At 59.0% G+C, this 20,442-nt stretch carries 19 protein-coding genes; 8 read left to right on the top strand and 11 right to left on the bottom strand.

The features are described 5' to 3' along the window. The first annotated feature begins 79 nt into the window (after window positions 1-79). Entirely contained in the window at window positions 80-298 is a 219-nt protein-coding gene (locus LB569_RS03220; protein WP_224691030.1) for a hypothetical protein, read from the top strand. Window positions 299-1,320: 1,022 nt separating this feature from the next. Here the strand turns inward: LB569_RS03220 and LB569_RS03215 are convergent. Genes LB569_RS03215 through trbF form a run of 4 tightly spaced genes read right to left on the bottom strand, consistent with a single transcriptional unit; the run spans window position 1,321 to window position 4,439 of the window. Then, window positions 1,321-1,542, bottom strand: coding sequence for a DUF2274 domain-containing protein (locus LB569_RS03215; RefSeq protein WP_224691029.1), 222 nt, complete (start codon window positions 1,540-1,542; stop codon window positions 1,321-1,323). Window position 1,543: 1 nt separating this feature from the next. Further along, on the bottom strand, window positions 1,544-2,692 hold the full coding sequence (locus tag LB569_RS03210; protein ID WP_224691028.1) for a TrbI/VirB10 family protein: 1,149 nt from the start codon (window positions 2,690-2,692) through the stop codon (window positions 1,544-1,546). Further along, window positions 2,689-3,753 carry a P-type conjugative transfer protein TrbG gene (gene trbG, locus LB569_RS03205; RefSeq protein WP_224691027.1) on the bottom strand — a complete coding sequence of 355 codons (1,065 nt, stop codon included), beginning with the start codon at window positions 3,751-3,753 and terminating at the stop codon, window positions 2,689-2,691. Before trbG ends, LB569_RS03210 begins: the two co-directional genes overlap by 4 nt. Next, the gene (trbF, locus tag LB569_RS03200) at window positions 3,750-4,439 is read right to left on the bottom strand and encodes a conjugal transfer protein TrbF (protein WP_224691026.1); all 690 of its coding nucleotides are present in this window, start codon (window positions 4,437-4,439) and stop codon (window positions 3,750-3,752) included. The genes trbG and trbF overlap by 4 nt, the downstream gene beginning before the upstream one ends. Window positions 4,440-5,024: 585 nt before the next feature. On the opposite strand from trbF, the gene LB569_RS03190 reads away from it, so the two are divergent. Together LB569_RS03190 and LB569_RS03185 are read left to right on the top strand one after the other, a co-directional pair. Beyond that, window positions 5,025-6,953, top strand: a complete 1,929-nt coding sequence (locus LB569_RS03190; RefSeq protein WP_224691025.1) for a toll/interleukin-1 receptor domain-containing protein — start codon at window positions 5,025-5,027, stop codon at window positions 6,951-6,953. Then, on the top strand, window positions 6,950-8,506 hold the full coding sequence (locus LB569_RS03185; RefSeq protein WP_224691024.1) for an argonaute/piwi family protein: 1,557 nt from the start codon (window positions 6,950-6,952) through the stop codon (window positions 8,504-8,506). Before LB569_RS03190 ends, LB569_RS03185 begins: the two co-directional genes overlap by 4 nt. Window positions 8,507-8,610: 104 nt before the next feature. Here the strand turns inward: LB569_RS03185 and LB569_RS31905 are convergent, their stop codons facing one another. From LB569_RS31905 to LB569_RS03170, 3 genes are all read right to left on the bottom strand, one after another. Next, on the bottom strand, window positions 8,611-9,111 hold the full coding sequence (locus tag LB569_RS31905; protein ID WP_224691023.1) for a DUF2285 domain-containing protein: 501 nt from the start codon (window positions 9,109-9,111) through the stop codon (window positions 8,611-8,613). Between the two features lie 55 nt (window positions 9,112-9,166). Further along, window positions 9,167-9,361 carry a transcriptional regulator domain-containing protein gene (locus LB569_RS03175; protein WP_224691022.1) on the bottom strand — a complete coding sequence of 65 codons (195 nt, stop codon included), beginning with the start codon at window positions 9,359-9,361 and terminating at the stop codon, window positions 9,167-9,169. Between the two features lie 130 nt (window positions 9,362-9,491). Further along, on the bottom strand, window positions 9,492-10,085 hold the full coding sequence (locus LB569_RS03170) for a hypothetical protein (protein ID WP_224691021.1): 594 nt from the start codon (window positions 10,083-10,085) through the stop codon (window positions 9,492-9,494). 175 nt (window positions 10,086-10,260) lie between these two features. Here LB569_RS03170 and LB569_RS03165 point away from each other — a divergent pair, with 175 nt between their 5' ends. Further along, window positions 10,261-10,536, top strand: coding sequence for a helix-turn-helix transcriptional regulator (locus LB569_RS03165; protein WP_224691020.1), 276 nt, complete (start codon window positions 10,261-10,263; stop codon window positions 10,534-10,536). A gap of 44 nt (window positions 10,537-10,580) precedes the next feature. Here LB569_RS03165 and LB569_RS03160 read toward each other — a convergent pair whose 3' ends face one another. The 4 genes from LB569_RS03160 to LB569_RS03145 all read right to left on the bottom strand — a co-directional run bounded on the left by LB569_RS03160 (window position 10,581) and on the right by LB569_RS03145 (window position 15,839). Next, a complete protein-coding gene (locus tag LB569_RS03160) occupies window positions 10,581-10,907 on the bottom strand; it encodes a DUF736 domain-containing protein (protein ID WP_027042653.1) in 327 nt (108 codons plus the stop codon). 500 nt (window positions 10,908-11,407) lie between these two features. Then, window positions 11,408-12,511, bottom strand: a complete 1,104-nt coding sequence (locus tag LB569_RS03155) for a hypothetical protein (protein ID WP_224691019.1) — start codon at window positions 12,509-12,511, stop codon at window positions 11,408-11,410. 404 nt (window positions 12,512-12,915) lie between these two features. Beyond that, window positions 12,916-15,153 (bottom strand): KGGVGR-motif variant AAA ATPase, encoded by a 2,238-nt coding sequence (locus LB569_RS03150; RefSeq protein WP_224691018.1) that lies wholly within the window; start codon window positions 15,151-15,153, stop codon window positions 12,916-12,918. Then, window positions 15,150-15,839 (bottom strand): helix-turn-helix domain-containing protein, encoded by a 690-nt coding sequence (locus tag LB569_RS03145; RefSeq protein WP_224691017.1) that lies wholly within the window; start codon window positions 15,837-15,839, stop codon window positions 15,150-15,152. The genes LB569_RS03150 and LB569_RS03145 overlap by 4 nt, the downstream gene beginning before the upstream one ends. Before the next feature lie 556 nt (window positions 15,840-16,395). On the opposite strand from LB569_RS03145, the gene LB569_RS03140 reads away from it, so the two are divergent. The 4 genes from LB569_RS03140 to LB569_RS03125 are packed head-to-tail and all read left to right on the top strand — an operon-like array spanning window position 16,396 to window position 20,356. Beyond that, window positions 16,396-17,361, top strand: a complete 966-nt coding sequence (locus tag LB569_RS03140; RefSeq protein WP_224691016.1) for a CBASS oligonucleotide cyclase — start codon at window positions 16,396-16,398, stop codon at window positions 17,359-17,361. A gap of 7 nt (window positions 17,362-17,368) precedes the next feature. After that, window positions 17,369-17,884 (top strand): hypothetical protein, encoded by a 516-nt coding sequence (locus LB569_RS03135; protein ID WP_224691015.1) that lies wholly within the window; start codon window positions 17,369-17,371, stop codon window positions 17,882-17,884. Then, entirely contained in the window at window positions 17,884-18,831 is a 948-nt protein-coding gene (locus LB569_RS03130; RefSeq protein WP_224691014.1) for an AAA family ATPase, read from the top strand. The genes LB569_RS03135 and LB569_RS03130 overlap by 1 nt, the downstream gene beginning before the upstream one ends. Before the next feature lie 10 nt (window positions 18,832-18,841). Then, window positions 18,842-20,356 (top strand): SAVED domain-containing protein, encoded by a 1,515-nt coding sequence (locus LB569_RS03125; RefSeq protein ID WP_224691013.1) that lies wholly within the window; start codon window positions 18,842-18,844, stop codon window positions 20,354-20,356. Window positions 20,357-20,442 lie beyond the last annotated feature (86 nt).

Genomic DNA, 20,442 nt, shown 5'->3' with positions numbered 1-20,442 from the left:
ATAGCCGAGTCGGCAACCGTGTGAATGGCGCGATCACGTAACCCTTGCGTTCATGCTCGCATGCGCTAGCCTCCCTTGGATGACGACCGATCGCTATGACGCCCGCTGGGAGGAAGACGGTTCCTGGACCATGTTCGACGTGTTCACCGGCCAGCCCTACGAACGCGGTGCCTTGGTGCTGATCGGCATGCCCTTCTTGCAAGCGGACGACATAACCCGCCTTTTGAACGCAGATAGAGGGCGGCGCACGCTTCGTGACGCGTCGTCAGATGGGCGAATCGGGTCGAAGGGGCGGTAGTGGCCAGCGCTGCAGCGATGGCTGCTCAGTCTATTCCGATGAGCAGCAATCACTCACGAAAATGAGATAGCAGTGCAAGAGCAAGAGGCCACATGCGCTCAACGGGAACGCGATAAAGCCGCTTCCCGATACCAAAAGTCAGGACATAGCTGTGAGGGCCCCGCTTCGTCTTACGTGGGCTGGAGGAAGGCCGAAAGGGCGACGGTCTAGGCGGCAGCGGATATGTCCTTGAACACAGCTGCGCAACTTCAGCAATTAAGGTTGACTACAGCACTATGGACATCAGTTGCAATCTCGAAAGCATTCTGAGAAAGTTACCGCTGGTGATCAGATTGGAGATTATAGCTATTGCAGGCAGATGCCGGTCATAAACTCTGCCGAATAAACTAAAATGAATTTCTCCCTCCATTCCCTGTGGTGGTCGCGCTTGCCGTAGCGGGTTACGATGCACAGGATGCGGCTCCATGCATTTGGGTGGCACTACTCTTAGTCTAGGCGATTAGTTCAGGGTGCGGTCTCCGAGTTCGCGAAGTACGGCGGTTGCGTTCACGTGGTAATGGTAAAATTGTCACGGGGGAAATATCGTCCCTGGCTCATGGATCTTGTTGATGCCAGAACAAACGGCCTGCCTGCGGGGAAAAAGCGAAGTGACCCACTTCAGAGCGAAGTTTGCCAAACAATCGCTAAAATGGGAGGTAGCGGCGACAGGGCGTTTGGTGTCCCAACGACTTGACGGTACCGTATCTTTGCATCGCATTCGATGAGCTCTGCAGGAACGCCGCCAAATATGGAGTCCTGTCGGCAATAAGGGTTCGGTCGCCGTGACCTGGAACGTACGGGATGTCGAGGGAGCCCGCAGCTTGCAGCTCGCTTGGTCACAAGAGGATGGCCCCAAGAGGAGGATGTCGGTCAACGATTGAATGCCGTAGAAGATAGATGCGATCGGAAGTGGCTGGACCGGCTCCTTGAATCGACTTTGGCAAACCACTTCTCGGTCGTCGTCGGCCACAGGACAGCCTTATCTAAGCCTCCTCCTTCTTTGCCTTCGCAAAACCGCGATCGGTTGCGATGAACCGCTCAAGCATCGGCACGATCAAGCGCAATGGATCGGCGGATGGCCGCCCGGTCTCCCGCCCGAGGATTTCTCCATATTTGACCAAATCACGATGCAGAGGCGCCGGCAGTTCCAGCGTGATCTTGACTGGCTTGTCGTCAGCGATCGTTGCGAGTTTCAACTTGGCCATGTCAACCTCCGTATGGTTCAAGCACAAGGTCGCGGGTGACGAGGACGCGAACGGGAAACCCGGGTCGGATCGTAAGCGTCGGCGCTACAGCGAGTTGCCGCTGAACGACCTGTTGGCCTACCTGACTCACACTATCGGAGGCGCCGCTGCGCAGAGCACGCACGATATTGCTGTCCTGGTCGGACGAACCGGCCTCAGCGCCAACGCTCAGAACGGTGGACAACGCCGCGGCCTTGAACAGCTCGCCCCAGTGATAGTCGACCCCGTCCTCGAGACCAGCATAACCCTGAGCGTCCGCGCCAGGCTGCCGTTCCAGAACGATGGAGTGTCCGTCGGGAAAGATCAGCCTGTTCCAGACGAGCAGCACGCGACGCTGCCCCGAACCAATTCGGTTATCATATTGCCCAATAACGCGAGTGCCTTGCGGGATGAGCAGCGAGCGGCCGGTGGGACTGTCATAGACATTTTCAGTTACCTGAGCGCTGATCTGGCCGGGCAGGTCCGACTGGATACCGGTAATGAGCGCGGCCGGGATCACGGCGCCGGCTTGAAGCACATAAGGTGACGCCGGCGGCGTGATGTGATCCGGGGCCACCGTACGCCGGTCGGCGGCGGCGGTCAGAAAGCCAAGCTGGCGATCCTGGGCATTCGCTTGACCGTTCTGACTGGCAAGGTCGTTAACGTTGGGGATAGCGAGCGGTAAGGATGCTTCCGCCGATCTGGCATTTCCCCGCGCTGTCTGGAAAAAGACGCGCGAGGTTCTGGCCGCTTCCTCGTCAGCCCGCCGGCGTTGCTCGGCTTCGTCAATCGCGGGGGGTGGGGTCGACGGGGGCGCGACGGTCTGCCCCTTGTTCTGAGCATCGAGGATTGGCCTGCCGAGATCGCCAGGCAGCGGCGGCCCAAGGATCGGGCCGGCATAGTCGCGTGGCAGGCGCGCCAGTCCGTCGGCAGGCGGCCGATTGGAGGTTGGATAGAGCTCTTCCCCCTGCTTGGATGTGTTAGCGTCCTGCAGAGCGTAAATCAGCGCACCGCCGAGACCGAGCGAGGCGACGAAGCCGATGCCTGCCAGCATCTTGCGCGACAGGCGCGTCACGCGCGGCGGGTCGGCGCGAAGTCGCATCGGTTCGACGGCCATATCGTCCTCGTTCATGGCGAAAGCGCTCCCCTGTGCGTTGCGTTCGGCACCTTTGAAGCGGCGCTGTCGCTTGGCCTCCGCCACAACCCATCGGTTCTTGCTCCATCGATGCGGACGATCCTTACCGTCTGCTGCCGCTTGCCTGCGCCAAGACGCAGTTCGGCGGCACCAAAAAGGCGGTCGATGATGAGGATGTTTTGATAGACGCGGCTGTTGGTGATTTCAGCCTCGCCGTCCGGACCGATGACGAAAATCGGCGGCATCTCGCCTTGCACGATGCCGCGGGGAAACTGGACATAGACCCTGCGGCCATCGTCATAGGCGCTCACCGGCTTCCAGGGCGGGCTGTCGCCGGTGAGGCCGTAGCGATAGTTGCGCACCGTGACATCCGGTATGACCGGGGTTGTGGCGATCGTCTGCAGGAGGCCCGCTTTCAGAGTCGGATAGGACCACGCAACGGCGGGCATGTAGGACTTCGCGCCTGAGCGTAGCTCAAGCATATAGCTGCGCCTGTCCGTGGCGATGATAAGGTTCGTTGTGATGTCCGCCCGCGAGGGTTTCACCAGGACGTGGACGCGTCGGGCAATGCCGGAGCCGCTTTCGGTGTCGCCGATGATCCAGCGCGCGGTATCACCAGCCGCGATCGGACCGTCTCCGGTCAAGCTCTCGCCCGGCTCAAGCGCGATGTCCGTTATCTGGCCAGGTGAGGCGTAGACCTGGTAGAGCGCACCTTCGCTCCATGGGTAGATCTGAATCGCGTTGTAGTAGCCCTCACGGCGCGGTTGCACGCGCGCCGCGGCATTTGCGTTCTCGACGCGGGCGGCCGGCGTTTCTCCGGTGGCGCCGCCCCGCGCGGGCGCCCAGCCTGGTGGGACGCGAAGGGGTTTCGGCAGTTGGTCGGTCGCGGCGGCCGGAGCCGGCGGTAAGGGCGGAACATAGGTATCGTAGCTGATGTTCGGCGGCTTCGTCGCCGGCGTGGCGCAACCCGCAAGCAGCGTCGTCCCCGAGACCAATATGGCGGATAGCAGGTATCTTGGGAAAGTCGTGCAGGCAACAAGACGCGATGTCGGGCTCATTGGCTCATCTCCCGCGACCAGTTGATGGCGTTGACGTAAATGCCGAGCGGATTGGCGCGAAGCCGTTCGGCGTCGCTTGGCATCTGCGTCACGATCGTCAGGATCGCGGTCCAGCGCTCGGTGCCTGAAAGCTGACCGTTTTCGTAGTGGTGCTCGATCCAGGCGACACGAAAGGAGCCCGGCGAGGCTCTGATGACCGAAGAAACGTCCACGGCGACCTGCTGCTTGCCGACCTTGGAGAAAGGATCCGCAGCGCGCGCATAGTCGTTGAGCGCTGCGGCGCCCTGGTCGGTGGTCCAATCATAGGCGCGCAGCCAGTCCTGGCGCAGGATGATCGGATCGGCGGGGATGGAGCGCACCTGTTCGACAAAGCGGGCGAGATGCCACGCTATCTGAGGATCGGTCGGCTTATAATCCGCGATCGCGGGCGCGGTCGCTTGAACATGGCCCATCGTATCGACCTGCACGACCCAGGGCACGACGGTGCCGCGGCCCAATTGCCAGACCAATGACGTGGAAAGGCCTGCCGACAAGATGAGCGACCCGAACGCCATGGCGCGCCAGTTGCGTGCCTGCACGCGAGCAGAGCCGATGCGTTCATCCCAGATCTGCTCCGCCTTTTGATAGGGCGTTTCGGGTCGAGGGGTCTTGCCGTAGTGGACGGCGGGGCGCCTAAAGATGTTCATGGTCGTTCGCCTTCAGAAAGAGAAATCGAGGCTCCGCCGCCATGGCTGTCGCCGGCGCGCACCGCGTGAGCGGCGGTCTGGGCCCCATGAGAGAGGCGCTGGGAGCGGTGCAGGCGTCTGGCCCACTCGGGCTGTGCTTGAGTCCCGGATGGCTTGCCCGCGCCCGGCGGAGGAGCCGCGGCTGACATCGCGGCGATGGTTCCCATGGTCGATGAACCGCCGGTGATTTCAGCTGCCCATCCGGTGCCAAGCGCATACGACGACACACACCACGTGTGTCTTATCTAGGCCGTGAGCGGACCGGCGGCTCTGCGCCGAAAAGGCCAGCATTCAGATCATGCAGTCTTTCTGGCGGCTCTCCCTCAACGCTTAACAACCACGCGGCTCGGGAGATTGCAGCATTGTCGGTCGTCCAACTGTATCGGGTGGGGCGCTGTAGCCAGCCGTTTTTCAGGCTGGGTGGATTGCCGAAGTAAGTCTGGCATTCGGACCGGCAGGCACGTTATCTGTTGGTAAGGCTTATACGCTACTCAATTGTGCTTGCGATTGCTTGACTGCCCATGAAATGGGCACTCATTTGGACGCATGGCTTACGACTTCTCGAGTTTGTCCCACAACGAGTTTGAGGATCTGGCCCGCGATCTTATAGGTCGCGAGATCGACAAGCGTTTCGAGGCCTTTGCGGAGGGACCGGACGACGCGATGGACGGACGCCACGCCCTCGCCGACGGCGATATTGTGCTGCAGGCGAAGCATTATTACCGATCGGGCTTCTCGGCGCTGAAATCGAAGATGAAGAACGAGCGCGCGGCCATCGACGGACTGGCACCCACGCGTTACATCCTCGTCACGTCCGCCTCGCTCACGCCGAACAACAAGACGGTCTTGGCTGAGATCGTCGGGCCTGCGCTGCAAACCCCTGGCGACATATTCGGGCCTGGCGACCTCAATGCGCTGCTGCGCAAATATCCCGAGGTCGAGAAAGCTCATCAGAAGCTTTGGGCGCAAAGCACCCCTGTCCTGAAATCGGTGATCAAGGAAGCGTTCGAAGAAGCGCTAGCAAAGCCGGGGCCTGTCCCTCCCGTCCTCGCTAATCTGCTGCCGACAGCGCAAGGGCCCGCACCCGGCGCGGCTGTCGAGCCAGCGAAGCGCGACACGATATTTCTGCTCAAGGCCTCGCCGATCGACGACGAATTTGCGCTGTGGCTGGCTCCAAAGCTTGAAGCAGAAGGCTATCGGGTTTTCGCCGACATCCTGACGCTGCAGCCGGGCGACAAATGGCGGCGGCAGGTGAATCAGGCACTGCAGTATCGAGCGGTGAAAGTCCTCCTCGTGTGGCGTGACGCGACGCTCGCCGATCAGCACTTGCAGGACGATCTCGACATCGCGCTGGAAGTGGCGAAGGAAATCGACGATCCACGCTTCATCATCCCGTTGCGTCTCGAACAGGGGAAAAAGGTAAAAGGTCTCGGCGACGCGATGCCCGTCGATTTCGTCCGTGGGTGGGGAGAAGGCGTCGACGGTCTTCTGGATGCCCTTCAAAGACAGAAGATTCCGCGATCCGGTAGTCCAGCCGTGATCGATCCGAACTGGGAAATCTTTCGTCGGCGCGGCGCGGTCCCGCTCATCAACCAAGCCGAGCGCCTGACATCGAACTGGCTTCGCGCCGCGGAGGCGCCCGACGTCATCCGCTACTACGAGAGCATTGGAGCGATCGACAGCCGATTGCTCGATCGAGCGGTCGAGCAGTTCAAGTATCCATGCACCCTGCAGAGCGCCGGCTTTATCACCTTCGCGGACCAGACCGAAGTCGACATGGCGTTCGCATCCGCTGGCCGTTTTCGGATGAAGCACGAAGTCCCGTTGCTGGATTTCGTCAACAAGGGTTTCCCGAAGCTTGGTATCGAGCGTCAGGTGGCATCCAACCTCGTCATTGCGATGATCAAGAAGGCTTGGTTCGCGTTCTGCAGGGAGAAGGGCTTCGTCGAGTATCACTATTCCAACGCGATTGGTTTCCACGCGTCGGCCGCGCAGGTGCGGACCGGTCAACGCATCCCCTGGGGCAGGCAAGGGGATCAACGATCCTCGATGCTGCGCAATGTGGCGAAGGGACATATCTGGCAGTTTGGCGTCACCGCGATGCCCTATTTCTGGCCGTTCTGGCATCTGAAGCTGAAGGCGCGGGTGTTGTTCTCCGTAGACAACAACACGCCGGCCGGGCTCGATATTGAAGATGCCAAGAAACTGCATCGATTGCGCCGTAGCGTCTGCAAAGGATGGCGTAACAAGCAATGGCACGGCCGCATGCTTGCGTTTCTCGAGCTCCTGTCCGGCGAAAGTCCGAATATTCGCCTGACGCTCGCGAGGGATGCCGAGCTCGTGATCGATGCAGCGCCGATGCTGTTCACGTCCCCGGTGAGTACAGCACTTCCCGATGTTCTCGATGCCGAGGAAGAGGAGGCCGACATCAGCACCTTGGGTCGTCCGGAAAATGATGACGAGGCCGACGCATGAAGTTTCCCGAGAAATCGCTCCAAGTCGAACACTTCAATGAGCCGTTGCTGGAGTTCGCCTACGCGCAGCGCAGTCCTCATCCAAAAGACGGCCTGTTTCTCTACGGACCACATGCCAAGGCGAAGAAGACCCGTGAAATCCGTGTCGGTGTGGTCGGCACAAGCGACGGCATTGCGCATTTTCGCACCTGGGCGCGCAAGCTAAAGTCCGTTGTTCTGGTTCCGCCGGCCGGAAAGGGTGAGAAGGCCGATCGCCTGCACCTGGCGAACTTCCCCGGTCTCGAGGAGGCCTTCGGGATATCTTTCGATCCGGATGAATGTAGTGCGCTATCCATCCAGCTGAAGGATATCGATCGCGCCACGCGCATGTTCAATCTGAACGAAGCCGTCGACAAGGTCGCACGTCTCTACATCGATCGGGTCGAGCAGCATCGCCGCAACGACGAGCGATCGGTCGATGTCTGGGTCCTTGTCCTGCCGGATATCGTCTATGAGCGCTGCCGGCCCCAATCTAAGCGGGCGGGCCTTGCGATGGAACTGGGTGATTTCAAGAAGCGGCAGAAGGCAAAAGAAAACCTGCCGCTGTTGTCTGCCATGGGTGCGATCGATCAGTCCGATGAAGCGATCTTTGAGGACGTCCCGGACTTTCATCGCAGGATCAAGGCCGAGTTCCTCAGGATCGCGCCTACTCAGTTGGTTCGTGAGACGACGCTCGCGCCTGGTGCCTTCCTTAACAAGGCCAACTATCCCGTTCGCAAAACTCAAGACGCGGCGACGGTCGCATGGAATCTCGCAACGGGGCTCTACTATAAAACGCAGCCGAAACCGCCATGGCGCCTGGCCGATGTGCGGCCTGGTGTTTGCTACATCGGCATGGTCTACAAGAGCCTGCCAAACGATCCTGACGGGCACGCGTGCTGCGCGGCGCAGATGTTCCTCAATGAGGGCGACGGCGTCGTTTTCCGCGGCGCCAATGGGCCGTGGAAGACTGGAGACTACGAGTATCATCTCAAGGCGCCAGCAGCGAAGGACTTGCTTGCACTCGTGCTAAAAACCTACAGCGAAGAGCATGGCGGCCCGCCGAAGGAGCTGTTCATTCATGGTCAAACCTATTTCAACGATGAAGAGTGGGATGCCTTCGTCGCGGCCGCGCCGAAGGAGACAAATGTCGTCGGCGTGAGGATCCGACCCACGGGTGGCGAGACCAAACTCTTTCGCGATGGCGACTACCCGGTGCTCCGTGGCACAGCGCTCGTGCTCGACGATCAGACGGCCTACCTGTGGACAACAGGCTACGTACCGCAGCTCGACACTTACATTGGGCCCGAAACGCCGAATCCGCTGCACATCACGGTGATGCGATCTAAAAACCCCAAACCGAAAATCAGCACCGTCCTCGAAGACATCATGGGTCTGACCAAGATCAACTACAATTCATGCAACTTCAACGATGGGCTGCCTGTCACGGTTCGTTTTGCGCGCATGGTCGGCGATGTCCTGACAATGGGATCGGCCAAAGGTCAGGAACGCCAGCCGTTCAAGTTCTATGTGTAACGCCAGTCTGAGGTGGCCCGGATCTAGCGCCTGAGGAAGAAGATGCAAGTAGTGGGCCCTTGGGTCGCAGGCACTGATAAAAGGTCGATCAGGCAGCCAACACCTTAAGAAGAGCGCCGTCGCGCGCGAAGCAATTGGCGATAGCCGCGCTCGACCATCTTCAGGCCGTCGCGCACGAGGCGTTGCGTCTGGTACCGAAAAGCCGAGTCGTGCCAGTCGGCAGCCCTGACCAGCCGCCGGCCGAACAAGGCGGTTGCGACGTCGAAATGAGATGCTTGTTCCTCACGGCCGTCGAGGCATTGCAGCATAAGGCCGAGGCGCCGGCGCTGTGCCCCAGTCAAGCGAGCGTCGGGAAGGTGCTGCCTGTGGATCGAGCGGATGAACCGCTCGATCGCCTGGAGCCGGTCGTGTGCCAAGTCATCGAGTGGAATTATGGCGGCCAACGGTTCGCCGGGCTGCGCATCGCCGAGAAGCGTCAGTTGCGTTCCGCCCGGCGAAGAGCGGAGGTGACGACCGACTTCATCACGCTGGCCTGCCGCCAGCGGAACGTCGAGGGTGCTGACCTCCCGCGCTCGCAGATCCGGCGGAACTTCGGTTAGGTTCACAACCCCAGGGTCTATCTGAGGCGCCCAATAGACTGGCTGCTCGACTGCGGATTGGTCAGGCCTGGCGGCGAAACTGCAACCCCCAGCGCTTGCGCAATGCGCGCATTGCCTTGGCCGAGCGGACCGCCGCGAAGTCCTGCTGATACTGCGGATTGCGTCTCAGGAACTCCCAGGCAATCGCATCGGCAGCGGCCCCTTTGACGAACGCATATGCCTGTGGGTCACGCCACTGCGATGTATCCGGCTTCATCCGCATCCTTCCCTTTTCAAGAATTTGATAGGGGGATGCGGTGTTGGGCGAAATCCTTGGATTCCGTCATTGACGAATGGACGAGAAGAGATCTCGCCGCTGAGCGATCAAGTCGAGACTTTTGTGATGCCTACTGGCTCGCCCCTTGTAGCGTCTTGAACGTGTCTGACCAGGCGCGATAGGCGTCATCATCACCATGGCTCCAGGCACTAAAAGCGCGCCAGGCCGCGAAAGAGGATGCGGGCTGCTCGAACAGCGAGGCGATAGACTGGTCGCCGTCGGGCCAGCCGGCACGCTGGTCGCTTATCGCTTCATGCCCGAGACGCCGCAGATCCTCCAAGGCCGAGCGGATGTGCGGCACCGGAAATTCAAAAAGGTCTGTGTTGTCACTCGCTTCCCGGAGGATGACCGCGAGCTTGGCAACCACGCCCGCCAAGGATTGAGCGGGCGTCGCCGCAAGCTCTGCCAACAAGGCATCGGCCCTTTTCGCGTCATCCTGCTCCACGGTCCGGGCATCGAGATAGTCGCGGTAGGTCTCAGCCCCCTCCCCGCACCTGACGCCGCGCTCCAAGAACCGTTCCTCCGCCTGCTGCTGCCGGATACAGGAGGCCTGCATCCCGACATGAGCGTCGATCCATGCAACGGACAAGACAAGTGCCGGATCGGCTGATGGCTCGTTGTGGGAGATTGATGAAGATTTTGAAGCTGGCATATCTCCACTCACCGACACCTCCTCCCGCTCTAACCCGTGACGAAAGGACAATTGGTAGCTATCGTCAGAATCAACGAAGATTCTGAGCTATCAACGACGTCGTCTAGTGGGGCCGAGCGAGGCTTTTTCGCCGGACCTCATCAATGACTTCCGTAGGGTTGCCTACTAAAAGCGGCTTTTTTGACCTATGTCAACCAAAAAGAACGATTTTGAGAACGAGGCGATTTCTGTTCAGCAGTGTCGTGCTGCAAGAGCTATGCTCGGATGGAGTCAGGGCGACCTAGCCGAGGCAGCTGCTGTTTCGAGGACTACAATAGTAGACTTCGAGAGGAGTATTCGTATTCCTCATCGAAATAACCTTGCTGCGATCCGACGCGCGTTTGAGGCAGCGGGGATAGAATTCCTTGCAGAGAACGGCGGCGGTGCCGGCCTCCGATTTGCGCGAAGGTCTGATCAAAACTAGGGAAAGTCTCGCCTGGCGCGGTCGCTAGGCGAGACTGTATTGATTCACTCGCCGTTGCGGCGGTTGGGGCGGGACCAGATGAGGCTGTGACCCTCGCCTTCCTCGTCCGCGAAGAGGTTGGCGTAGATTGGAGCGGTGAAGCTCGGATCGTCCAGCTTAAGCCCGAGATAGTCGCGGCCCTCATTGGAGCGCTTGGACCAGGCGGCGCCGATTTCGGCCTTGCCGACCACCACGCGGTGGCTTGGAGCGTTCTCGCCGCTGGCCCTTGTGTCGGGGACGATGCGTACGCCCTTGGCATGGACGCTGAGGGTCACGATCTCGCCGGTGAACTCGTTCGCATTGGTCTTCTTGAAAGTGCCGATGGTAGCCATTTTCATTCTCCGTTTTCTCGTTTCCGAGCCCGCACCATGCGACCTCGATGGCGATCGTGGGGCCGGAGGCGACCGCCGCCGCATCGCTTGCGACCGCAGCAAAGCGGAGGATGGCGCAGGCGCGCGTTTCTTGGTTCCGCGAGGAATGGGCTTTGCCCAGGGGAAGAAACGCGTGACGCGCCATTGCGGCATAGGCGGTCGATTTCCGCCGTCCTTCGGCCAGATCAGCCCGTTCGAGAGGTCGTCGGGACGCTTGCCGAAAGCAGCGACGGAGGCGATAGCGGCACCAATGACTAGGAGATCAATCGGTCGATTTGCCGGGATGCCCGATCATAGCTCAGAATGGGTACAACAAAGCCGTCGCCCGGCTGGTTCAGCTACCGATGAGACCTTGGTAATTGTTTTAGAGGCGGTACGCGCCAAACTGACAGGCATGCCGGCGCGAAGCGCACCCGCCGCCTCAGCGCCAAGCTAAGACCCTTTGTCCTAGACGTTCAATACTAGGCCGATAAGGCGGGCGCACTCGTTGATACATTAGTCCTTTCCCAAGTACCGGACCTCCACACTACCACCGAAAAACCGGGTGTTGACGCAGGGTCAACAGAGGCAAACGCGACAGCTCGCTCGTCATCTTCCACTCGACCGCCATCACCATACGCGGGAGCCGCCGGACCCATAGCCATTCCACAGGGGGGAAGAGGATCCATCTTCAGCCATCGGGCAAGTGTAAGGCTGCTGCTGACAAGGAATCTGGCTTGCGAAACCGAACTGAGTTCCGCTGATCTGCGATGCGTCCATCTGCTGGACTCTACTCCGTAGTCCATAACAGGTATGAAAACCCAATCGGGCTGATACATTCGCAAAATGTCTTCGGTCAACGGGCGCGCCTGAAGATCTTGGCAGATGAACACGACACAACGTCCGAGTGCATCTGCGTCGGCTACGAAAACTTGATCGCCACTGGCACTATCCTCAATCAGCATTCCAATGCCAGGGTCAGACAGCCCATAGGCAGTGGCCAGACTACGCGTGATACCAGCAGGCCAAAGCTTTTTCTGCCTCCAGATCTCTGTTCCAAAGCCGTTCAGAATTCTGGCCTCGTTGAAGGATTGCCCTTCCTTCAACGTCCGTGTAGGCCCCGAGCCAGAGATGACAGCGCGGGGGCTGTCCGATGCCTTAAGCAAACCTTGCGCCAGGCGATCAGCATCGTCCTCACTCATGACGAACTCGGCAGCGATCGCAATGTCGACAAAGCCCGCAGCGGAGAGCGCCTCGATGACAGCTTTCGCTGCATCGAGATGCCCGGCGATACGGAAATCAACAAACGAATTCTCACCACGCTGAATCTCGGACTTGGTAATGTCTGTGTCACCCTCGGCCACAGGCAGGAAGGCCACTTTCTCGGTGCCAACGCGCGCCGAAGGCACAATCCCGCGCGCAGCGTCTGCGGTAACGAATTGATGCTGTATTTGAACTGGCCGGCCATCGTGCTCAACCAAGGATGCCACAACGCTCAATGCGGCAAATCTGTCGGCCAATGTATCGGCATTGGCTGCGACTGGATGACGAGACTGGCGGCAAAGAGGGCCGCGCGGAATCAGCATGGCGCTCCCGTCAAGCCAGTAAGTCCCTGTAACCTCCCTAGTTTCTCTCGCCTCCCCCAGCCAGCGAGGCAGTGAAGGGCGCCGCCCCGACGTCGGTATGACACTCACGCTGCGAGGATGAATGCTTAGAAAATGTTGGTCGATCCCCCGCATCAGCCTTAGCACCTGACCACGATAGGCAGCCTCTGAACGAGCCGGCGCTGCGAAGACATCTATGATAGCGTCGTAAGCGTCTTCGGCATCGTCCAAATCAAGAGCCTGATCGAGCCGCGTCGTGAAAGTGTGCGCTGGCGGATCCGCTGTTGCCCTTTCGCTAGGCGTCCAGACCTCGGCCGCCCTCCACAATGCAACGAAAAGAGCCGACGGGCATTTGACACCGCCGGCGAGGAGCACGGCGAGATCATTCATTCTGATCTCTTCGGTCGGGGTAGCGGTACATGCGCCGATCTCCAGCTTTGATCGTCAGGCGCAACCATATTCATGACCCGCTCCACGCGCTCTCGGACATCCGAGCGGGTTTTATCGTTTATGGTGTGTCGTCTTCGCTCAAGGATTGAATAAATAACTGTGGCGATTGCGGCAATCTGCCGCTTGATCACTTCCTTTCTTGGATAGCTACCTTTGACGAGGCGCTTTCCCAAATCTTCAAGAACAGAAAGAAAACTCACAGCGAAACGCGGATGTCTGCCGTAGTAATTGGCATACTGAATATTTCCACGCCGTTCGTCCGCAAAGGCAGCGTCAAGAAATTGGAATACATTCTCGTCATTTTCCGAACGCATCACCGCCCGCGCCAAATCCTCGAATTGGCCTACCATAGCATTGACACTTGCGCTCCAGCTTACCCCTCTTGCGGCTTGGAGAGCGTATCCAGCCGCTTCCTCGCTGCCGACAAATTCCACGGGCGAGCGAGCGAGACGGCTGTTCAGATCATATTGGAGCTTCAAGAATTCCGGGCGAAAACCTGTCATAGCCGCCGCCAACTTGCGCAGGCCAGTTCTATATTCATCAACCATCTTTCGATAGTTCTTGTGAATCTGGGATATATCGCCACGCAGTATCGAAACGTCGACATCCCCAGCCGTTATGTCGTCTATCTGGTCGCTCGACAGCTTAACATCAGCACCAATCTCCCTGATGTCCTTCAAAAGCTTGGTAAGCTCGCCTACCGTCTGGCTGGCCGGATCCGGCTCGAATTCGCTTATGTAGATACGCGCGGTGCGTCTGCGGTTATAGATTCTGCGCAGACGTCCCGCCAATGTAGTGTCTGTCGCCAGCAGACCGTCCAATTCTTCCAGAAGGGCAAGCTCTTCGCTGGGTTCAAGATACGCATTTAGATCCGACAGGCATCGCTCGAGCGCGGAAACCAGCAATGCCTTCCATTTCTCCGGATGCCGGCTCTCTAGGTCTCTAAGCAAATCTATCGCGCGATTCAGCATTTCGACCGCTTCGTACGGATCATCCGAATAGTCGGTAAGTCCTAACGCGGCCTCCACCAGAGCCGAGACGTAGTCATCGTCGAGCTCGGCGCCGTCAATTTCGTCTTCGACGGCGTTTTCGATCAGTCGAGCAAGCTCATCGAGAGCCCTGCTTGGTTCAGCGCCTCGTAGTTTCAGAACGTATTCGACGGTGGCGTGCGTTGGACGCAGGCGACGCTGAATGACGGAAATCCAGTCCGGGTCGAACTCTGGAATCTCAAAATTGGCTTCCAACAAGTGGTTTGCCGCCCTGATATAATTCAGTGTCAGATAGTCCAAATTCGGATCCTGCGCGACGAAAGGCGCCAGCGTCTCGTAGTAGGGCAGATCCTGTACTGCATTTACAGAGAGTGCGCGAAAATCGTCCTGGAGAGCATCCGCCGAGAAGCCACCAATCTTGATCAGCTGTTGCTGCGCTCTCGCTGTTGCATCCGTTTCGAGAGATGCACCAACACCGGCGGCACGCATCGGCATTGCACGCAGCTCGATGCGATCCTCCCGACGAGCGCGGATAGCAGCGGCGACCTTCGACACGCCATCGATATTTTGCCGGTTCAAGACAAAACACAGCGTCACAACATCCGGCATTTGCATTGTGCAGATGCCGGCGACATCGGCCATGCCCGTACGGCTATCGATGAATACATAGTCGTAGCTGTTCTTGGCCCAGTCACGCATCGATTGCAGAAACACGCCACCAGCATGATGGTCGAAAAAATCCGGCCATGAAAAGCGAGCGAGAGCTTCCTCATAAGGTAACCGCTCAGGTGCATCGATCTGAGGACTGCCTGCGCCCAGATAATCAAGGGATCCGCCCTCCCCGTCCCGGTTAGTGAATATTCGGCGGACGAATGGAGAAAATGCGCCGCCGTCCCGGTGATCCTCCAGCACACGATCCACCTGGTTCGCCGACCTAGCGTCCACAAGACCGTTGCGCCAATTCCAGACAAGGTCAAGCAGACCAGGCGCCTCCTTCAGGTCCTTCAGGTCGGCCCCCTCCATCAGCCCCCGGAAGTAATACGGCAGACCCGGAGCCTCCAAGTCCCAGTCCATGACGAGAACCCGAAATTTGTTCAGGGCAGCCAGGAAGGCGATGTTGGCCAAGGCCATTGTGCGTCCCACCCCCCCTTTGAAGGAGTAGAAGGTCACAATCCTGCCGGTCATAATCCAACTCTTGCGGATGCGGTTTCGGAGGGAGGATTTGGTGCGAATGTGAGCGCGTGGCGCATGTGAAGCTGCAGCGAGCTTTGCCGGGAAACAATGGCTCGCCGAACCGCCACCCCGCCGTGGCGCGGTTCATCCGCGCTTTGGAGGTCCGGCGCGAGCGCCTTTGCCGCAGGTGTCAGGAAATTGTAGAGACTAGTGCCCTCGCGGTAATAATCCGAAATGCCAGCCTCTCTCATGACCTTAAGCTTTCGACTGACTGTTTCAGGTCGAAAGCCGGTCGCCTCGGCCAGTTCCAATCCTGTCATGTTGCGTGACAAAAGCATGCGAACGATATCGCCGTGATCCTCGACAAGCATCGCAAATGCCGCTTCCACGCGACGGGTCCCAGCCTGCGCCGTTAGAAGCTGCGCGAAATTTATTTGGCCGAGGGCATAGGCGGTCGCAGCTGCGGAGTCCGGGCTCGCCGAGCCTTGCAATGCACCAATCACCTCATCGCCTGATCTGCTCGCATAAAGCTTCAATAGACCTGAGAGCTGGTCCTGCATCTCGATCAAATGCTCGCGCGAACCATCCGCGATAGCGTCCTCGATGCGGGTGGCAATTGCAGAAAACACCCCGGGCGGAAGCTGTGACGCCGCTTCAAACGCCTTGGGAAGCTGCTTCATTAAGGTCCAATCGCTCATTGGGTATCTCATCATCCTGTCTGTCCTGCGGCGAAACATAGAGCATCGCAGGAAATTATCAACTAGCATCATTGATCAATGATTGACATTCTGTCCAAATGTGCCATATATGGTTTCAGAGAGGTAAAGTGCTTGGCTCCCGCCGGCAAACGAGGCCCCTAGCAGCATCAAATTGTATCAAGGGAGGATGACAGCCTTAGTACCAGTCCACGAAAAAGCCGCCGGAGCGGCAAACTCCGGCGGCCCGAATGAAATCGATTGGATCAGCGCAGAGCGGTGACACAACCGGATCACAACACCTGAGAGAAAACCCTCAGCGATTCTGGATGTCAATAGCCCTGCCTGAAGAAGGCGACGCGGCGACAGCAATCATAAAAAATTGAACTCGATGTAAGTGTCTCGGGTACAGCCCGGACGCTCATCTCCAAACGCACATCCCCAGCAATTGCAAATCCCCGGCAGCTCAGTCTCGCCGGCGGGTGAGGTAAACCATGTCACAAAACAAACCCCGGCACAGAGAAGCTCACGCACTCCAGATTTCAGGGAGGGCGCGAGCATGACACGAATGCATGTTGGACATGGCGATATCGCCACTTTCGCGCAGGAGCGAGTGAACCTGCCCAAAGAGCAGGCCGATGAGTACCGAGCTCAGGTAAGGCGTCTTCGCGAGAAGCTCGAAGGCTATCTCGCTGAACATCCGGACTTCACATTGAGGAAGATGTTGCTGTCTGGAAGCCTTGCGAAAGGTACCGCCTTGCGCTCGCTCAACGATATCGACGTTGCTTGCTATATCAGCGGGGCTGACGCTCCCCAGGATGTCAAATCGTTGCTCGACTACCTTGCTGAGCGGCTCCGAAAGGCCTTTCCGAATTTCAGCCCGGACCAGGTGCAACCCCAGACATATTCGGTGACGGTTTCCTTTCGAGGAAGCGGGCTCGATGTCGACGTGGTCCCAATCCTATACGATGGCGACCTTCAATGGTATGGCAATCTGGTCAGCCAGGACGACGGCTCCTTCTTGAAGACGAGCATTCCCCTGCATCTCGACTTCGCCTCGAAGAGGAAGCGTTCACAGGAGAAGCATTTCGCGCAGGTTGTTCGCCTCGCAAAATTCTGGGCACGTCGCGTCAAGCAAGAGCGCGAAGGCTTTCGCTTCAAGTCCTTCATGATCGAAGTGATCATGGCCAAGCTTTGTGACGACGGCCTGGATTTTTCGGACTATCCGGAGGCGTTGCAGCACTTTTTCACCTTCATTGCGCGAACCAATTTCCGGCAACGGATCGTGTTCAGCGATTACTATCCCGCTTCGTCCGTGGGGCCCTCCACCGACACGGTCCAGATCATCGACCCGGTGAATGCCGACAACAACGTAGCTCGGCTCTACACCGCGGCGAACGCCGACGCGATTGTTGAAGCGGCGCTCGACGCCGGTGACGCCATCGACGCGGCCTTGGCCGCTCCCTCCAAGCAATTGACCGTTGCCTACTGGCAAAAGGTCTTCGGTTCCTCTTTCCAGGTGTGAGGTCAAGATGTCCTACAGTCTAAGCTACAGCGAGAGCACAACCTTTACCCTGGTTCATGCGCGCCACATGGCCGCCAAGGTGGCGACCGACCTGAAGCGTATGCAGCGCTTGTATGGAAAGCCTTCCGATGCCAGCATCGCGGACTATGAGGCGGAGGTGACCGCCATGTTGAAAGCCGGGTATCTCGGGACCGTAACATACGGCTATAAAAGGGACGGCAAGTGGATCGAACCGACGCTGCGCTACACCTCACGTGAACTTGCCGGTGCGTCGGCGGCTGATGAGGATCCAGGCCGCATCAGGCCAGGCGCCAATATCGTCAATGCCTCGTTCTACAGCTACATGACCTATAGCGCGGCTTGGGATGAGCTGAGTCAGGCTGAGCGGGATGCGTTCAAGAAAACGCTGCCTTTCATCCGCAACGGTGCAGACGAGCCGGGCATTTCCGGGTTCCTGCTCAGCGACCAAACCTATTCATCCGGCGGCAAGGCCCTCGACCGCGCCTGCGTCAGGAGTTTCTGATGAACGTAAAACCAACTCTCGATGAACTATTCGAGCGTCGCATCAGCTACCCCGACATCGAGCCGCAAGCCCGGCTCGCGCGGCTTGTCGGCCTCGACGAGCAAAAAAGTCGGCTGGCTAAAATCCTGGGGCTTTTGGTCAACCCGGCGAGCTTGGCCGGTTGGCTAGGTCAACACTATCCAGGAGCAGAAGCCATTCTCAGTGCCGTCCTGAGCCGTCCGCCGCTGGTTGTCCTGGCTGGCGATGTCGGTTCCGGCAAGACCGAGCTCGCCGAAACGATCGGCGACGCGGTCGCACGGCAGGAGAAGATAGACATAAGTCTTCTCCCTCTCAGTCTCTCGACCCGCGGTCAGGGACGGGTCGGCGAGATGACGCAACTTCTGTCAAGCGCATTCGACTATGCCGTCGCCGAGGCCAGTCGTCTGAAGTCCGCTTCCGGCAAGGCGCGTGGCGCAGTCATCCTTCTGGTCGATGAAGCCGACGCGCTCGCCCAATCGCGCGAGACGGCTCAGATGCACCATGAAGACAGAGCAGGTGTCAACGCTTTTATCCGCGGCATCGATCGCCTTGCGAACGGTAAATTGCCGGCAGCAGTCATCATGTGCACCAACCGCCTCAGCGCACTCGATCCAGCGGTGCGCCGACGTGCGGCCGACATATTGATCTTTGCGCGTCCCAACGAGGAGCAGCGGCGTTTTGTCCTTGCGAGCCGCCTTGAGCCTTTTGGACTACGTCGCCAGGATATTGATGCGTTGGTGGCGGCGACCGGGCCGCGTCGCGGTAAGGAGGAACTGGGCTTTACGTTCTCCGACCTGACCCAACGGCTGCTGCCGACGATCGTGCTCGATGCCTATCCGTCGCGACCGGTGGAGGCGGCACGCGCAATCGAGATCGCGAAGGCCATGGCTGCGACCCCGCAGTTTCGTGACGGTGTGGCGCAAAGCTGAAAGCAAGATCATGACGCAAGCAGTCTCTGTGCGACGTGACGGCGACACGTTTCAGGCACGAATTTTCTGGTGGCATGCAGCGCGCCTGCTTGATCCTGAAAGTCCAATCACCAAAGTGGCTTTTGAGACCGGGCCTAAAAGCTTCGACGACATCTGGGTCGAGTACGACCCGGCTCGCAGCAGCCGTGACCAGTACGGGGATGCCCTGAAGCGTGAACACATGCAATGCAAGTGGCACGTGACACCAGACAGCTACGGCTATTCGCAGCTGATTGATCCCGAGTTCATCAACGCCAACGCTCGCTCGCTTCTCCAGCGCGCGCGCCAAGCGCAGCTTGCCTATGCCCCGAGCGGTGTTGGCGTGCGTTTCAAGCTGGTGACTAACTGGCGCCTCAATCGCAGTGATCCGCTTCGCGAGATGGTGGGCAACCGATCGGGGACCTTGCGGCTTGAAAGGCTCTATGGTTCATCGACCGATAACAGCAGGGCCGGTGCGGTCCGAAAGGCTTGGCGCGAGCACCTCCAACTCGACGAGGACGAGCTGCGCGCACTTGCTCGCACTCTGGCCTTCGGAGAGGCGACGGACACTCTCGATGCCCTGCGTGAAAACCTTGACCTGCTGTTTGGTTATGTGGGCCTGCGCCGCATACCGCTGAACCAGAGCGCGTTCATCTATGACGATCTCGTCTTCCAGTGGATGGCGCAAGGCCGGCTGGAGTTCGATCGGGCAAGCTTTCGAGCGATCTGCGCTGGCGAAGGCGTTCTGGGCCCCTCCCAGGGCAGTCCAAGGGTCTATGGCGTGAAATCTTTCGAGCATGCCTTCGATCGACTGGAGGATCGTTGCCACGAGGTTCTGGATCTCGTTCCTGCTTTCGACGAACGTTACATCCGAAGCGATGGCGACTGGGAAACCTCACTCTATCCAGCATTGCGATTGTTTTTGACGTCAGCCGCTCGGGAGCAGCCGCGATTGCGGCTTGCCCTTGATGCCCACACCACCCTGGCGTTCGCGGCCGGTTCCATCCTCGACATCAAATCCGGTCGCCATATAGAACTGGAGCAGCGTAGCACCGAGCGCCGTATCTGGTCACCGGACGATACAGCTAGCGATGCCAATTGGCCGAAACTGGTCTCGACGGTCACCGAGCTTCACTCTGGTCAGCCTGACATCGCCGTCGCGCTCGGCCTGACACATGATGTATCCAAAGAGGTCCACAGATATTGCCAGGCAACCCTTCCGACCGTCGGCCGAATTCTGGGCCTAACGCCAAGCAATGGTTGTGGAGCAAAGTCCGTGGCATCTGGACGGCATGCTTTCGAACTCGCCGACGCCGCAGCCGGTGCAATTCGGCTCGCTCGTTCATCAGGCGGAGGGCTTGTCCATTTGTTCGTCGCAGGGCCCAACGCTTTCACATTCTTCCTGGGTCAACGTCGGATTGCCATCGGGAAGGCCCGAATCTACGAGTTCGATTTTGATGGCGAACGAGGTCGGTCATACGCACCTGCGTTGACACTACCGCTCTAGCCCGAGTGCTGCGTGTGGACACCAAATAGACCGTCTCGCCGGAGAAGCCAAGGTTACCCCCAGCGACACCGGGGAACGCTTGCGAC

This window comes from Mesorhizobium sp. BH1-1-4, from assembly GCF_020165665.1.
In the GTDB taxonomy this organism is placed as follows: Bacteria; Pseudomonadota; Alphaproteobacteria; order Rhizobiales; family Rhizobiaceae; genus Mesorhizobium.
The sequence above is the reverse complement of the archived record's forward strand: the minus strand, read 5'-3'. Positions and strand labels throughout refer to the sequence as shown.

Bases quoted from the DNA above. Each gene is read 5' to 3' on its own strand.
- LB569_RS03190 (WP_224691025.1), top strand. From the start codon at position 5,025: ATGGCTTACGACTTCTCGAGTTTGTCCCACAACGAGTTTGAGGATCTG.
- LB569_RS03140 (WP_224691016.1), top strand. From the start codon at position 16,396: ATGACACGAATGCATGTTGGACATGGCGATATCGCCACTTTCGCGCAG.
- LB569_RS03125 (WP_224691013.1), top strand. From the start codon at position 18,842: ATGACGCAAGCAGTCTCTGTGCGACGTGACGGCGACACGTTTCAGGCA.
- LB569_RS03220 (WP_224691030.1), top strand. From the start codon at position 80: ATGACGACCGATCGCTATGACGCCCGCTGGGAGGAAGACGGTTCCTGG.
- LB569_RS03175 (WP_224691022.1), bottom strand. From the start codon at position 9,361: ATGAAGCCGGATACATCGCAGTGGCGTGACCCACAGGCATATGCGTTC.
- LB569_RS03135 (WP_224691015.1), top strand. From the start codon at position 17,369: ATGTCCTACAGTCTAAGCTACAGCGAGAGCACAACCTTTACCCTGGTT.
- LB569_RS03215 (WP_224691029.1), bottom strand. From the start codon at position 1,542: ATGGCCAAGTTGAAACTCGCAACGATCGCTGACGACAAGCCAGTCAAG.
- LB569_RS03160 (WP_027042653.1), bottom strand. From the start codon at position 10,907: ATGGCTACCATCGGCACTTTCAAGAAGACCAATGCGAACGAGTTCACC.
- LB569_RS03165 (WP_224691020.1), top strand. From the start codon at position 10,261: ATGTCAACCAAAAAGAACGATTTTGAGAACGAGGCGATTTCTGTTCAG.
- trbF (WP_224691026.1), bottom strand. From the start codon at position 4,439: ATGAACATCTTTAGGCGCCCCGCCGTCCACTACGGCAAGACCCCTCGA.
- trbG (WP_224691027.1), bottom strand. From the start codon at position 3,753: ATGAGCCCGACATCGCGTCTTGTTGCCTGCACGACTTTCCCAAGATAC.
- LB569_RS03210 (WP_224691028.1), bottom strand. From the start codon at position 2,692: ATGAACGAGGACGATATGGCCGTCGAACCGATGCGACTTCGCGCCGAC.
- LB569_RS03130 (WP_224691014.1), top strand. From the start codon at position 17,884: ATGAACGTAAAACCAACTCTCGATGAACTATTCGAGCGTCGCATCAGC.
- LB569_RS03185 (WP_224691024.1), top strand. From the start codon at position 6,950: ATGAAGTTTCCCGAGAAATCGCTCCAAGTCGAACACTTCAATGAGCCG.
- LB569_RS03150 (WP_224691018.1), bottom strand. From the start codon at position 15,153: ATGACCGGCAGGATTGTGACCTTCTACTCCTTCAAAGGGGGGGTGGGA.
- LB569_RS03145 (WP_224691017.1), bottom strand. From the start codon at position 15,839: ATGAGCGATTGGACCTTAATGAAGCAGCTTCCCAAGGCGTTTGAAGCG.
- LB569_RS03155 (WP_224691019.1), bottom strand. From the start codon at position 12,511: ATGCTGATTCCGCGCGGCCCTCTTTGCCGCCAGTCTCGTCATCCAGTC.